The following is a 14,369-nucleotide window of genomic DNA, read 5'->3' on the forward strand; positions in this document are numbered from 1 at the left end:
CGCTGTTGTTTCGTTAAGTTTAATCTTTATTGCCTTTGTCGCGATATTGCTGTAAAAGCTTTCGATTAAAATCGTCTTCCGATTTTTTAAGCAGTAATATTTTCTTTGCAGGAAGTACTTTTTTCAGATTGTTCATGTATTTTTCACGAAGCTGGTAAATTTCTTTATCTGTACTTTCTATTTGAGATAATAATGTTGCTGCGTCTTTATCTGAAAGATTTTTAAGATTATCATCTTTAAGCTTTCTCAGATACGTTTTCATTTTTAAATACTTTAATTCGTATTGTTTATCATCGTAAGCATTGTAAATGGGCCAGAATTTTTCAGCTTCGGTCGAAGTTAATTCTAATTCTGTTGTTAAAAATGACACTTTAAAAGCTTTAATTTTTTCTCGCTTTTCATCAATTTTTCCATTTTGTGCAAAAATTGAAAAACTTGTCAGAAATAGCAATAGCGGTAAAATGTTTTTTATTTTCATTGTTAAGCTAAGTTATTGAGTTGTTGAGTTAAGTTGATTTAATTTTGTTCTGAAATTAGGTGTTCAATATTTGGGCTTGAAGCTAAAATATCTTCCAATGTTTCTTCTTCTAGAGTTACATCGTTTCCTAATTTTTCAATATCATTGTCGTCTAAGTTTTGTATTAAATCGTATTGGCTGATATTGGAATGATATGATAAATAAGTTTCTAAAGTAGCTTCGTCCAGTTCGTTAGAATTGGCTCTGTAATTATTTACAATCGGAATTAATAATGCAAAACCAATTACTGCAGCGGCCGCCAGAGAAATGATTTTTTTGCGTTTATAAAAAGGAATTACCTTAACTTCTTTTTCATTTAATTGCTGTAAAACCTTTTCTTGAAAAGTATCAAAATAATTTTCTGGAGTTTTAAAGCCAGATTTTATTTTGGGTTCGTTTTCTAATTTAAATGTTTTCATAATACTTATAAGATAGTTTTAGTTACAAAAGGTTTAATTTGATGTAACATATAATTCAATTTTTTTTACGGCGTGATGATAAGAGGCTTTTAAAGCTCCAACAGATGTTCCTAAAATATCTGCAATTTCTTCGTATTTCAATTCTTCAAAATATTTCATTTTGAAAACCAATTGCTGTTTTTCTGGAAGCGTTACGATTGCTTTTTGAAGTTTGATCTGAATATCATCTCCGTCAAAATAAAGATCGGCTTTTAAATTGTCGATTGTTTTATTTTGAAGGTCTTCAGATGTAATGCCTTTTAATTTAGCTTTTTGCGATAAAAAAGTCAGAGCTTCATTCGTAGCAATACGGTACATCCAAGAAAAAAGTTTACTTTCTCCTTTAAAGTTTTTAAGATTTTGAAAGACTTTTACAAAAGTGTTCTGTAATACATCGTCGGCATCATCATGATTCAAAACAATGTTTCGAATATGAGAATACAAAGGTTTCTGATAATCAGACAGGAGTTTTTGAAACGCAGTATTTTGCGTCTCAAGGGTTAATAATTGTTTTATAAATTCTTTCTCGTCTATCAAACTTTTTGTTTTGTAAACTTTCTTTAATAGAAGTTAGACAGAATTTAAAGCAAAAGGTTTAATGCCGTTTTGAAATTATTTAAAATTCTGAATCTTCTTCTTGTGTAGCAGGTGTTTGCGCAGGAGCAGGCGTTGGTGCTGCAGGTTTGCGTTTTACAGGCTCTGTGCGTGGTTGTTCGGTATGTGGCTCGCTTGGAGTTTCACTAGTACTAGTGTTTACAGGAGCATAGGTAGGCTCGGCAGCAACAGGAACTACTTTTGGTTTTATCGGGAAATAAATTTCGGTTACCAATTTTGAAGAAGCTTTTACATCCAATTTGCTTAACGTCAGGATTTCAAGATGCGACCAGCTTAAATCTGGAATAATTTTCTCGTTGTTTATGTAAGCTGTTGTTTTTGCAATGGCTTCATTTCTGTGAGAGTAATCGCCGTTAAGAGTTGTTTTAACAGCGTCAAAACCATTTAACTTTCCTGCTAAAATATCACTTCCAGCACTGGTAGAAATTTCTTTATTAATAGGTAAACAGATTGAAATTTTAGCTAAACCAGTTTTCGTATCATAAGTATGGTAGATAATGAACGGTTTTCCCATTGCAGACAATCCGTTAGTTTCGCTAAACTGAATAAGCTTCGGAATTACAATTCTAGCATTTTTATTTACTTTGGCAATTTCGCTCGTAAAAGTCTGTTTGATATAAGGAGTTTCTGTTTTCTTAACCACTCCATCTACTTTTACAGCATACGTTTTAGTTTCGTAATCTAAATTCTTGTCAATATTAGCCAAACTTTTTTCATAAATGGTTCCGATAACTCTGTCAGAACCTCCATGAAGTGCAGTGTATATTTTAAATAGAAAACTCATCGTTCCTTTTCCTTTCCAAGTAACTTTTGTTTTTCCGTTAAGAGTATCTTTTAAAGTCCAATTTACATCAGCTTCAGTGCCATCAAATTGCATTTTTTGGTCAATGCTTTCTCCTTCTTTTGTTTTAAGAATAATAGCATTTCCTTTACCATCAGTACCGTCCCAATAAAAGGAAGCGCCATTTCCGCTGGTTTTATTAGCGTATGTCATTTTAATAGAAGGATCTTCTACAGACCATGATTCAAAATCTTCATAATTTCTAAAGTCATTCAAGTAGTTATAAACCGTTGTGCGCGGCGAATTGATAACTTTACTTCTTTCTACAGAAAAATCTCCTTTCTGTGTAGCAACAAAAACAGTAAGAGCGACAAAACTTAATAAGGCGAAAAGAAATAAATACTTTAGAATTTTCATGGCAGATTGTTTGGTTTCGGTAAAGTTATAAATTTTATCATGAGTCTTACTAATAACCCATAATTATTAGGTTTTATTTTGTTGCAACCAGAATAATTTATCTTTTTAGAAATATTTTAATTACAAACAAAAGGACAATAAAAAGAAGGAAAGCAAGGAGTACTTTGTAATTTCCTTTATAGAAGACTTTGTGCAATTTCAGATCTTTTCGATAAGCAAAAATCATAATGATTACAAATGCAATAAAAAAACACACTCCAAATAGTATTTGTCCTTGACTAAACATAGTTATAAAAATTTTCAGCAAATTTAAAGATTTGTAAATGATTTGCTGCTAAATTGCCTTTTCATTTCGTTTAATAAATTTTCATATTTATGCGAAAGTGACTTAAATTAGCCAAAAAAAAGAAAACTACTATATGAAAAAACAACTTGACGCCGTAACCGAATTTCACACTGCTTTTAAAATTGGCCACAGCACTACGCCAAAGGCTGATGTAGGAGCAGAGAAGAAATTACTTCGCTACAATTTAATGAAAGAAGAAAATGAAGAGTATTACGAAGCGGTTCAAAATAATGATTTAGTTGAAATTGCAGATGCGCTTGGAGATATGATGTATATTTTGTGCGGAACAATTATCGAGCACGGTCTTCAAGACAAAATTGAAGCTGTTTTTGATGAAATTCAGCGCAGTAATATGAGCAAATTGGGTGAAGACGGAAAACCAATTTATCGCGAAGATGGAAAAGTAATGAAAGGTCCGAATTACTTTAAACCTGATTTTTCGAAATTATTATAATAAATAATTTTTAAACACATAGAAACATAGTTTTGAATTATGTAAAAGGCGTTTCACTTGCATAAATACACATAGCTATGTGTTAAAAACAAGTTTCTTTTGTACTCTTTTAAGGATCAAAAATAATCTATGTTTCTATGTGTTAAATATTATCTGACGATTAGAATATCAAATAAAAAACCCGATAAAACTAAATTTATCGGGTTTCTCTTTTTATTATCGGTTTTGGATTATTGAACTTTAACTGTCCATCCGTAAGTATCTTCAGAAAGTTTGTTTTGAAGACTTGTTAATTTCTCTTTTAAGAAAGAAGCATACGAATTTTCAATTGGAGCCATTTCATAATATTCATCTTTATAAGAGAATCCTTTGATAACGCTGATAACTGCTGCAGTTCCAGCTCCGAAGATTTCTTTCAGAGATCCGTTTTTGGCTGCTTCAACCAATTCTGAAACAATTACTGGACGAACTTCTACTTTTAAACCTTCTTTTTCAGCCATTGCAATCAAACTTTTTCTAGTAACACCATCCAAAATTCTTTCGCTTGTTGGAGCTGTTAGTAAAGTATCATTAATTCTGAAGAAAACGTTCATTGTTCCCGCTTCTTCAAGTTTTGTGTGCGTTGCATCATCTGTCCAGATAACTTGTTGGAAACCATCTTTATTTGCCAAGTTAGTTGGGTAAAACTGCGCAGCATAGTTTCCGGCAGCTTTTGCCGCTCCGATTCCACCATTTGCAGCTCTACTGTAATGTTCAGCAATAATTACTTTTACTTCGCCTCCATAATATGCTTTTGCAGGAGAAAGTAAAATCATAAATTTATATTCGTCAGAAGGATTTGCGATAACTCCAGGACCTGTCGCAATCATAAAAGGACGGATGTACATACTAGCTCCGTTTCCTCTCTGAATCCATTCTTGGTCAATTTTCAATAAATCATTTAAACCATCCATAAAAATAGCTTCTGGAATTTCTGGCATTGCCATACGAACAGCAGAACTATTAAAACGTTTGTAGTTTTCATCTGGTCTAAACAACCAAATGTCATTGCTTTCGTCTTTATAAGCTTTCATTCCTTCAAAAATAGCTTGTCCGTAATGGAAGACTTTTGAAGATGGATCCATCAAAATAGGAGCATAAGGCTTAATGACAGGATTTTGCCATTGCCCGTTTTTAAAATCGCATTCGAATAAATGGTCTGTAAATACAGCACCAAAACTTAAGTTGTCAAAATCTACTTCGTTGATTTTTGTAGAAGTAGCTTTAATGATTTCAATTTTGCTCGTTTGAGTTGTACTCATAGTTATGTAAGTTTTTTGTGAGATATCTTTCACTATCAAAGATCTAAAGTGATGATATCGTGTAAAATGGAATTTATTGAATGCAAAATTACGTAAAAATATGTAAAATACTTAGCGAAAATTCATTATTTGCTTGATTTGACTGAGATTTATTTATCCTATAATAAACTCAAATATTTAATTGATTTTTATAAAGATTTTATGAAAAAAGTATCGATTTTTAAGGCTTTACGCATTTGTTTTGACTAAATTTGAATATTAAAATGGCTTGAAAATCAATAAAAAGCCGTTGTTAAATTCTTAAAAAGGTGAAAAGAGAAATAATTAAAACGCTAGACGGCTCAACAACAATTCGTTTGCCAGAATGGGACGAATGTTATCATTCTAAACATGGTGCAATTCAGGAAGCAAAGCATGTTTTTATAAAAAATGGGCTTTCCTTATTTGAGAATCCTATAAGCATATTAGAAATTGGTTTTGGAACTGGATTAAATGCTTTTATTACCTTTTTAGAATCGGTTAAAAAACAGCAAAGTATAGATTATGTGGGAGTTGAAGCGTATCCTGTTGATCCGAATGAAATTTTAGAAATGAATTATGCCGAAGAACTAGAAGCATTGGAATATCATAACATTTTTGAAAAAATGCATAAAACGGCATGGGATGAAAAAGCAGAAATTAGCAGCCGTTTCTCGTTAACCAAAAGGAAACAATTTTTTCACGAAATAAACGATTTAGAAATTTTTGATTTGATTTACTTTGACGCCTTCGGATATCGAGTGCAACCGGAGCTTTGGAGTACCGAAATTTTTCAGAAAATGTACAATAGTTTAAAGCCAAATGGAGTTCTTGTTACTTATGCAGCACGCGGAGTTGTTAAAAGAAGCATGATCGAAGTTGGATTTACAGTGGAAAAGTTAGCGGGGCCTCCTGGAAAACGAGAAATGTTTCGAGCTTTTAAAAACGTTTAAAATGAACTGTTTAGAACGATTCTAGATTGATTTATATGTTTTAAGAAAACGTATTCGTTGCTAAAGTTTTTAAAATAATAAGTTAAAAATAGAATTTATGTTAGTTATTTTTTTAAATTTGGCTCGAGTTTAAAAAATAGATAACCCCCGAAAATCTTATTTTATTATGTCAAAAATGATGTTTGATTACACGAAATCAATACTTGAAAGAGTTAGTTTCGATCCGATACTTTTCTGCAAAGAGCTAGAAAAAGCTATCAAAACACTGTTACCATACGAAATGGAACAATTGCAAGAGTGGTTACTGAATTTCGTAGTCGGAAAACCAGAATTAAAACAAAGTCTACAGCTAATTAAAGTATAAAAAAAGGAGCCAATTTGGCTCCTTTTTTATTGTGCTTTATTTTTTGTTTTGTGTAAAAGTTTAACCGCAAAGGTCGCAAAGTTTTTTTCGCAAAGGACGCGAAGTTTTTTTTGAGTTGTCGTTAAAATGAAAGTTCGCAAAGCTATGGGAATAAAGTTGTTTAGAAATTTGCTAGCAAAGTCGCGAAGGCGCAGAGTTTGTTTCACGCAGATCTGAGCAGATTTGCGCAGATCTAAAAAGGATTTTATAAAATATCTACGCAAGTCTGCTGAGATCTTTTCAAATCTGCGTGAAATTTATTTGTATTCCTGAAAAAAAAACTCTGCGCCTTCGCGACTTTGCGAGATTAAAAACTCATTGCAAAATTCTCAGCGTACGCTGCGGTCAAAAATAAACCCACAGCTTTGCGAACTTAAAATACACTCAAAGTATATAAAAAAACTTAGCGTACTTTGCGTTAAAATTTAACCGCAAAGGGCGCAAAGTTTTTACGCAAAGGGCGCGAAGTTTTTTTGAGTTATCATTAAAATGAAAGTTCGCAAAGCTTTGTCCAGACAACGCTTTGCGAACTTAATATGTAGATCCTTCTTAGACCGCTAATAAAAAAATCTTAGCGTACTTTGCGTTAAAAAAAAACGCAAAGGGTTATTTCTTCTGTAGTGGACTAATAATTTGAACGTTCTGGAAAACAATCGCACCTTTTACAACGCCAGCAATTGTAGATCTTAGAGCGTCAATGATTTGCATTTTTAATTCGCTTTTAGGGTAAATCAAACTTACTTCTCGAGCTGGTTTTGGTTCCTTAAAATTACGAAGTTTCAGTTTGTCAGATTCTTTTAGGTCTAAAGTGTGCAAGTATGGAAGTAACGTTGTTCCTAAACCTTCATCTGCTAATTTAATTAAGGTTTCAAAGCTTCCGCTTTCAATCTGAAAATTAGTCTGATCAGATTCCGAAACTGTCTTGCAAAGATTTAGAATCCCATCTCTAAAACAATGACCGTCTTGTAAAAGCAGTATTTCATTCAAATTTAAATCGGCAACTTCAATTTCTTCTTTCTGGAAACTAGAGTGGTTTTCAGGTATATACGCCACAAAAGGTTCAAAATACAAAACAATCTCTTTGATTTTCTCGTCTTCAAGCGGTGTTGCGGCGATGGCAGCATCCAGATGACCGTTCTTTAGTTTCAGAATAATTTCTTCTGTATTCAACTCTTCAATTAAGAGTTTTACTTTTGGATATTTCTTAATGAAATTATTTAAGAACATTGGCAAAAGTGTTGGCATAATAGTCGGAATAATTCCTAAACGAAATTCTCCGCCAATAAAACCTTTCTGCTGTTCTACGATATCTTTAATACGATCGGCTTCGTTTACGATATTTTTTGCCTGGCTTACAATTTTTTGACCAATATCAGTAAGCTGAATTGGTTTTTTGCTTCTGTCGAAAATTAAAATATTAAGTTCTTCTTCAATTTTTTGTATTTGCATACTTAAAGTTGGCTGTGTTACGAAGCATTTTTCAGCAGCAAGTGTGAAGTTTTTATGCTCAGCAACCGCTAATACATATTGCAATTGAGTTATAGTCATGTTGATAGTAATTTGTGATGCAAAAATAAGAAAATATAATTTTTATTTATGTTTATTTTAGTAAAGTTACTCTAAATTTGTAGTAAATTAGTGTAAAAAATAGATTATGAAGACAAATATTTTAGGATTGCCTGTAAAAGAATCAGAATTGTTAGTAAAAGAACTGAATGTATTATTATCAAACTTTCAAGTGTATTACCAAAACTTAAGAGGTATCCACTGGAACATTCGCGGAAAGCGTTTCTTTGACTTACACGTAAAATTCGAAGAATTATATACAGATGCACAATTAAAAATAGATATGATTGCCGAAAGAGTTCTAACAATTGGCGGAACTCCTCTGCATACTTTTGAAGATTATATTCAAAACAATAAATTAACGGTTGGAAAAAATATTTCTAACGATGAAAAGGCAGTTCATTTAATCGTTCATTCTTTATCAGATTTATTAAAAATTGAAAGAGAAATATTGAACAAATCAGATGAAATTAATGATGAAGGAACAAATTCTATGATGAGTGACTTCATTTCTGAGCAAGAAAAAACAATTTGGATGATGAATGCTTGGTTAGAAGAAACGTTGTAAACTATTGTTTTTTAATAAATTATAAGCAGAATGGGGTGAAAAATCCATTCTGCTTTTTTGTTTGTGTTAAATTTCTATAAAAATCTCTTTGATTTTATTTGTTTAACGCTATTTTTGCTTTGATGAAATTTGTAGCCCGCATATTATTATTCATATTTATTGCCTTCTTATCGACCCCGACAATTGTTCAGGCGATTAAGAAAGGGAATAGTACGGCTATATCTTTTAGCATTGCTGAAGAAGAAGTGCATAAAGAACTTAAAAATGTAGTTCATCCCACTATTTTAGAACATGAAGTTTTGATCCCGGTTTACATCGAGAAAAAAACGATCATTTCTGAAAACATTGTCAAATTAGATAATATCTCTCCGAGCATATTTGCTCCACCACCTAACGTAGCATAATACTTCCGATTATTTCGAACTTTAGCCGCATTTCTATCGAGATGTGGTAAATCTTTAATGAATAATTTTTTTAGTATTATATTATGACAAAAAAAATCAATCTTTTTGCCAACCTTAAATCTGATTTTGCTTCAGGTTTAGTGGTTTTCTTGGTGGCTCTTCCGTTGTGTTTAGGTATTGCAATGGCTTCTGGAGCACCATTATTTTCTGGAATTATTGCTGGTATAGTGGGTGGTATCGTTGTAGGATATTTAAGCCAGTCACATATTAGTGTATCAGGTCCAGCTGCTGGGTTAACAGCTATTATTTTAACCGCAATTACCGATTTAGGAGCTTTCGATGTATTTTTAATGTCTGTTTTTATTGCTGGATTAATTCAATTGGCATTAGGATTTTTAAAAGCTGGAAGTATATCGAATTATTTTCCGACAAACGTAATTGAGGGAATGTTAGCTGGTATCGGAATCATTATCATTTTAAAACAAATACCACACGCTTTTGGTTATGATGCTGATTTTGAAGGAGATCAAGCTTTTGTTCAAAACGATGGAAGTAATACTTTTTCATTTCTGTTTGATATTTTAAATCATATCCACTTAGGAGCTGTAGTAGTTTCTGCGGTTTCATTGGTCATTTTATTAGCTTGGGATAAGGTTCCATTTTTAAAAAGAATAAAATTGGTTCCGGGAGCACTTGTTGCTGTTATTGCTGGTGTCATTTTAAATGAGATATTTTTATCTACAGGAAGCACTTTGGCAATTGCAAAAGAACATTTGGTTTCTTTGCCAGTTCCAAAATCTTTTGATGATTTTAAATCGATTATAATTACCCCAGACTTCACTGCTGTTACAAATCCGCAAGTTTGGGTAGTGGGTGTTACGATTGCCATTGTCGCTTCTATTGAAACGCTTTTATGTATTGAAGCTACTGATAGAATGGATGTGCAAAAGCGTTACACGAATACCAATGTAGAGCTTAGAGCACAGGGTGTTGGTAATATTATAAGCTCTCTTTTAGGAGGCTTGCCAATGACATCTGTAGTTGTAAGATCTTCTGCCAACAATAATGCAGGTGCAAAATCTAAATTGTCTGCTATTATTCACGGTATTCTTTTATTAATAAGTGTATTGTCGATTCCAGTTATTCTGAACAAAATTCCATTGGCAACATTGGCGACTGTTTTGATTTTGGTCGGATATAAATTAGCAAAACCAGCAGCCTTTATGCATTTCTGGAAAAAGGGGAAATACCAGTTTGTCCCTTTTATTGCAACTTTGGTCTTTGTCGTTGCGACAGATTTGCTAAAAGGTGTTGCGCTGGGAATTGTTATCAGTATTATTTTCGTTTTGAGAGGAAACTTAAAAAGAGCTTATATCTTTAAGAAAGAAGAATATGAAGATGGCGACATCATTCATATTGATTTAGCGCAAGAAGTTTCGTTTTTAAATAAAGCGGCAATTAAACAAACTTTGGCTGAAATTCCAGAAAATTCTAAAGTGATTATTAATGCTCATGATACGGAATACATTTCGCATGACGTTTTAGATTTGATTCGCGAATTTAAAGAAACACGTGCTCTTGATGAAAATATCAAAGTGAAGCTTAAAGGCTTTAAAGAAGCTTACGAACTTGAAAATACACCCGAAAATCACAATCATGTTACTATTGAACATTATTATGATGTTGCCAAAAGAGAAGTGGTTAAAAAAGAAGTTGTTAGAGAAGAATAATTAAAATTAGGTGTTTTTAAGGCCTTAGAAATGTCAAAATTTAGGTAACTTTACATCAAGTTCTTTATTTGAGACATTCTTAAGAAGGAGAATTACCAAACAAAAAATAAAAAAAATGAGAAAATTTTATGAGCAGTTATTAGAAAACAATAAAAAGTGGGTTGAAACTTCATTAGCAAAAGATCCTAATTATTTTGCTGATTTGGCAAAAGGGCAGCAGCCGCCATTATTATGGATTGGATGTTCTGACAGCCGTGTTCCTGCAAACGAAATTGTTGGTGCAAAGCCAGGTGAAGTTTTTGTTCACCGTAATATCGCAAACATGGTGGTGCACTCTGATATGAACATGTTAAGTGTTTTGGATTATGCTGTAAACGTTTTAAAAGTAAAACATGTTATTGTATGCGGACACTACGGATGTGGTGGTGTAAAAGCAGCAATGGGGCATCAGTCTGTTGGAATTATCGACAACTGGCTTCGTCATATTAAAGATGAATATCGTTTGCATGATAAATATTTAAATTCAATCGAAGATGAAACAGAACGTTTTAATGCTTTTGTTGAAATTAATACCAAAGAACAAGTTTACAACTTAGCCAAAACATCTATCGTGCAGAATGCTTGGAAAAACGGCCAAGATTTAATGCTTCACGGATGGGTTTACGGATTAAATTCTGGTTTCGTAACAGACTTAAATGTGAATATTGCTTCTAATGATGAGCTTGATGAAGTTTACCAATTAGATCTTTAATAGTTTAGATAAAAAAATCGCCCTTTATAAAGGGCGATTTTTTTTTTTATTCGTTTTCGTCTAAATTCTCATTAAATGCAGATGGCAGCATTGTTGGAATAAATTTAATTAATATCGGCAGCAGCAAACTTCCTCCTGGAAGCAAAAATATGGTTAACGACGGAATGGTTTTACAAATGTCCAAAAGTTGTTTTTTGACTTTCTTCTTTTCTTTTGCATCCAAATCTCTCGTTGTAGAATAAGCCAGCAAAACCATTAATTCTTTACTTTGAACAATTTCTTTAATCAATCTGTTTTTGTTTCTAATAATCAGTTTTACAACGCTGTGCGTCATTTGATCATAGAAATGCTTGACAGGATTCGAATAATTAAAATACGGAATCTTTTTTTTATGTGTTGTAATAAAAGTATTGGTTGTATCCATACTCTTAGTTACAAAATCGTCAGAAACGCCCATTGTCGAGCCTAAGGAATATAAGAAATATGATTCTTCATTTTCGACAACCCCATCGCTCCATAAAGCCATTCCGGCCATATCAAGTAAATAAAATTGTTCGAGTTTATTGGTAAAGTAACCTAGATTTAGGGTTTCTAAAGTCTCGACGGTAACTTTTGAAAATTTGGAATAACGTATAGAAGCTTCAAAAAGTTTGATTAAAAGATCGTCGTGCTGAGATTTAGATGTTTTGGTTTTTAAAGCCAGACCCACAATTCCCAGAACAGTTTCTTCAATTCTCTTTAAATATTTTTCAGGAATTTCTCCATGTTCCAAATATTGTCTGAAAGCCAAAACATCAATAAACAATAAAGCATTGGTTACTAAATGCGAAAAGTTCTTACTGATGATGCTGTCATTGGTTTGAACCCTCTGGTCAATAATATTTTCCAGCGATAGAGAAGGAGTATCTTTTGGCAATAAAATCTTGAACAAATTAAATCCTTCTGGATTCATCTGTTTGTAAAACTTTAAAACTTCTGAAATAAAATTTTTGGGTTCCGAATTTCTTTTCTCTAAACAAAAAACATGATAGAGTGTGTTAAGTAAGGCTACTTTAGAAATTTCGGTTTTAAACCAGCCGTTTATCGAAATCGGAATTTGAGAATCTATAGCAATAATATGCCCGTAGATAAATCCCGTTTCTCTTACTTTATAGTAAAACGAGTCTACAGTTTCAAAAGGAATAGCTTCTGAAAACTTCTGTTCACTAAAAAACTTATCGATCCAGCCTGGTGCTGATGGGTTAATCATGGACTTAATTTTGCTGATGCAAAGCTATGCCTTTTTCTTGTTTTAGAATTCATTTTAAAATGAAATAACCACTAGATTTTGTTAAAAATAGTGGTTATCTCCGTTTTTCTTATTTAATGATTCCTGCGCAAGCAACTCTTCCACCGGCATTTCCAGTTGGCTGAGTGGTAAAATCATCTGCACCTGAATGTACAATTAAACCTTTGCCAAGAACGTCTTTGTTAGAATCTCCACAACCTACGCACCATTCGTCTGTTGTCAAAGTTATCGTTCCGTTACCTTTTGCATCAGCGGTAAAGTTTCCGATATCACCTTTATGATATTCTGCAACTCCCCATTTTCCATGTTTTTTGAAAGTTGGATTCCAGTGACCTCCAGCAGAACTTCCGTCGGCAGCAGTACAATCTGCTTTTTCGTGAATGTGGATGGCATGAACTCCAGGTTCTAATCCTGTTATTTTTGCTGTAAAAGTTACTTTACCGTTTTTCTCAACAAAAGTAGCGGTTCCGGCAACTTTACTATTGCTTTTTGGTTCTAATGCAACAGTTAATGTTTTTGCATCGTTTGATTTTGTATTGGTCTTACAGCCAATTATTAAGGCTGAGATTATAGCGAAAGAAACAATTAGTTTTTTCATGTCTACGGGCATTTTAGTTAAAGATTAAGTAAATTTAACATAAAATAACCGAATTGATTGACTCAAAAAGTTAAAAAAAAGTCAAACTACACGTTATAATTTGATACCGATTGAGTTAAAAACCGAAAATATTGTTTAAATTCGTAAAGGTTTTTAACGAATAATTTCTGAAAACCATTTATCTAATTCGCTCACATTTAATCCTTAATGTTATGATGAAAAAGATTCTTACCCTCGTTTTTTTTAGTTTGTTTTTAATTTCCTGTAAGTGTAAAAAAGTAGATTCAGTTTCGAAACTGGATGGAACTTGGGAGCTGAATTATATTTCGGGCCCGCGAATTGCTTTTGATGGATTGTATCCGAATAAAAAACCTAACATAACTTTTGATACAAAAGAAAATAGGGTTTCTGGCAACAACAGCTGTAACTCATACACAGGAAAACTGAATGTGACTGGAAACAAAATCGACTTTACACAGCCTATGGCAGTAACTAAAATGATGTGTCTTGATGGTCAGGGCGAACAGACTTATATGAGTACACTGCAGAAAATTACCTCATACGATATTACTGATGATGGAAAAACGCTCAATTTTATTTCTGGAGACATTGCAATGATGCGTTTTACTAAAAAGTGACATTATGAAAACGGCAGCATCTCTTTTGGTATTTTTAGTAAGTGTCTTTAATTTTTCAATTACGGCACAGGAAAAAACAAAAAAAGAACTCAAACAAGAAAGAGAACTAAAAAAGCAAAATGAAATTAAAGCACTTCTAAATGCTCAGAATTTTGTTTTTGAAGCTCAAAAAACAACTCCACAAGGCGGAAGGCTAATTCAGCTAGATTATAATACTTATTTTTTAAAGTTTAAAGCTGATACTGTAACGTGCGATCTGCCATTTTTCGGGCGAGGTTATAATATTGGATATAGCACCGATGGCGGAATAAAATTTGAAGGCAAACCACAAAATATTAAGGTTGAAAATAAAAAGAATAGTACAATGCTGAAAGCAACCGTAAGAGGAAAAACGGATGTTTACGATTTAATGTTTTCTATTTTTTATAACGGAAGCGCTACCCTTTCTGTAAATAGCAATAATAGAGCGCCAATTAATTACGATGGAATAATTTATGCCCCAAAAACTAAAGAATAAAATGTAGAACTGTGTATTTGTTTGATGTCTAATTATTTCCCTTCAT

The 14,369-nt window shown here is 32.6% G+C and carries 17 protein-coding genes; 9 read left to right on the forward strand and 8 right to left on the reverse strand.

Annotated features, from left to right (window positions below):
• Window positions 1–19 precede the first annotated feature (19 nt).
• The 4 genes from AC3E9W_RS06875 to AC3E9W_RS06890 all read right to left on the reverse strand — a co-directional run bounded on the left by AC3E9W_RS06875 (window position 20) and on the right by AC3E9W_RS06890 (window position 2,788).
• The gene (locus AC3E9W_RS06875; RefSeq protein ID WP_306160278.1) at window positions 20–478 is read right to left on the reverse strand and encodes a sensor of ECF-type sigma factor; all 459 of its coding nucleotides are present in this window, start codon (window positions 476–478) and stop codon (window positions 20–22) included.
• Window positions 479–516: 38 nt separating this feature from the next.
• Complete coding sequence (locus tag AC3E9W_RS06880; protein WP_306160276.1) at window positions 517–936, reverse strand: hypothetical protein; 420 nt, start codon at window positions 934–936, stop codon at window positions 517–519.
• A 33-nt stretch (window positions 937–969) separates the two neighbouring features.
• Complete coding sequence (locus AC3E9W_RS06885) at window positions 970–1,512, reverse strand: RNA polymerase sigma factor (protein WP_488767705.1); 543 nt, start codon at window positions 1,510–1,512, stop codon at window positions 970–972.
• Window positions 1,513–1,591: 79 nt separating this feature from the next.
• Window positions 1,592–2,788 carry an SRPBCC family protein gene (locus AC3E9W_RS06890; protein WP_488767707.1) on the reverse strand — a complete coding sequence of 399 codons (1,197 nt, stop codon included), beginning with the start codon at window positions 2,786–2,788 and terminating at the stop codon, window positions 1,592–1,594.
• A 419-nt stretch (window positions 2,789–3,207) separates the two neighbouring features.
• On the opposite strand from AC3E9W_RS06890, the gene AC3E9W_RS06895 reads away from it, so the two are divergent.
• Window positions 3,208–3,588, forward strand: coding sequence for a pyrophosphohydrolase domain-containing protein (locus tag AC3E9W_RS06895; RefSeq protein ID WP_306160270.1), 381 nt, complete (start codon window positions 3,208–3,210; stop codon window positions 3,586–3,588).
• A 230-nt stretch (window positions 3,589–3,818) separates the two neighbouring features.
• Here the strand turns inward: AC3E9W_RS06895 and AC3E9W_RS06900 are convergent, their stop codons facing one another.
• Window positions 3,819–4,889: a branched-chain amino acid aminotransferase gene (locus AC3E9W_RS06900; RefSeq protein WP_488767709.1), complete on the reverse strand. Its 1,071-nt coding sequence runs from the start codon at window positions 4,887–4,889 to the stop codon at window positions 3,819–3,821.
• A gap of 308 nt (window positions 4,890–5,197) precedes the next feature.
• Here AC3E9W_RS06900 and mnmC2 point away from each other — a divergent pair, with 308 nt between their 5' ends.
• Complete coding sequence (gene mnmC2, locus AC3E9W_RS06905; RefSeq protein WP_488767710.1) at window positions 5,198–5,860, forward strand: tRNA (5-methylaminomethyl-2-thiouridine)(34)-methyltransferase MnmC2; 663 nt, start codon at window positions 5,198–5,200, stop codon at window positions 5,858–5,860.
• A gap of 166 nt (window positions 5,861–6,026) precedes the next feature.
• Window positions 6,027–6,224: a hypothetical protein gene (locus AC3E9W_RS06910; RefSeq protein ID WP_095928926.1), complete on the forward strand. Its 198-nt coding sequence runs from the start codon at window positions 6,027–6,029 to the stop codon at window positions 6,222–6,224.
• 645 nt (window positions 6,225–6,869) lie between these two features.
• On the opposite strand, the gene AC3E9W_RS06915 is transcribed toward AC3E9W_RS06910, so the two are convergent.
• Complete coding sequence (locus AC3E9W_RS06915) at window positions 6,870–7,811, reverse strand: LysR substrate-binding domain-containing protein (RefSeq protein WP_306160264.1); 942 nt, start codon at window positions 7,809–7,811, stop codon at window positions 6,870–6,872.
• A gap of 106 nt (window positions 7,812–7,917) precedes the next feature.
• On the opposite strand from AC3E9W_RS06915, the gene AC3E9W_RS06920 reads away from it, so the two are divergent.
• From AC3E9W_RS06920 to can, 4 genes are all read left to right on the forward strand, one after another.
• Window positions 7,918–8,397: a Dps family protein gene (locus AC3E9W_RS06920; protein WP_091491835.1), complete on the forward strand. Its 480-nt coding sequence runs from the start codon at window positions 7,918–7,920 to the stop codon at window positions 8,395–8,397.
• A 122-nt stretch (window positions 8,398–8,519) separates the two neighbouring features.
• The gene (locus AC3E9W_RS06925) at window positions 8,520–8,801 is read left to right on the forward strand and encodes a hypothetical protein (protein ID WP_456896287.1); all 282 of its coding nucleotides are present in this window, start codon (window positions 8,520–8,522) and stop codon (window positions 8,799–8,801) included.
• Window positions 8,802–8,884: 83 nt separating this feature from the next.
• Window positions 8,885–10,531 carry a SulP family inorganic anion transporter gene (locus AC3E9W_RS06930; protein WP_306160260.1) on the forward strand — a complete coding sequence of 549 codons (1,647 nt, stop codon included), beginning with the start codon at window positions 8,885–8,887 and terminating at the stop codon, window positions 10,529–10,531.
• 115 nt (window positions 10,532–10,646) lie between these two features.
• Complete coding sequence (gene can, locus AC3E9W_RS06935) at window positions 10,647–11,282, forward strand: carbonate dehydratase (protein WP_306160258.1); 636 nt, start codon at window positions 10,647–10,649, stop codon at window positions 11,280–11,282.
• 46 nt (window positions 11,283–11,328) lie between these two features.
• Here can and AC3E9W_RS06940 read toward each other — a convergent pair whose 3' ends face one another.
• Both AC3E9W_RS06940 and AC3E9W_RS06945 read right to left on the reverse strand, forming a co-directional pair.
• Window positions 11,329–12,531 (reverse strand): LETM1-related biofilm-associated protein, encoded by a 1,203-nt coding sequence (locus AC3E9W_RS06940; RefSeq protein ID WP_306160257.1) that lies wholly within the window; start codon window positions 12,529–12,531, stop codon window positions 11,329–11,331.
• A 109-nt stretch (window positions 12,532–12,640) separates the two neighbouring features.
• Complete coding sequence (locus AC3E9W_RS06945) at window positions 12,641–13,168, reverse strand: superoxide dismutase family protein (RefSeq protein ID WP_306160255.1); 528 nt, start codon at window positions 13,166–13,168, stop codon at window positions 12,641–12,643.
• Between the two features lie 212 nt (window positions 13,169–13,380).
• On the opposite strand from AC3E9W_RS06945, the gene AC3E9W_RS06950 reads away from it, so the two are divergent.
• Complete coding sequence (locus AC3E9W_RS06950) at window positions 13,381–13,806, forward strand: META domain-containing protein (RefSeq protein WP_488767714.1); 426 nt, start codon at window positions 13,381–13,383, stop codon at window positions 13,804–13,806.
• Between the two features lie 4 nt (window positions 13,807–13,810).
• On the forward strand, window positions 13,811–14,323 hold the full coding sequence (locus tag AC3E9W_RS06955) for a DUF4251 domain-containing protein (RefSeq protein ID WP_488767715.1): 513 nt from the start codon (window positions 13,811–13,813) through the stop codon (window positions 14,321–14,323).
• Window positions 14,324–14,369 lie beyond the last annotated feature (46 nt).

It is taken from the genome of Flavobacterium sp. 38, from assembly GCF_057799715.1.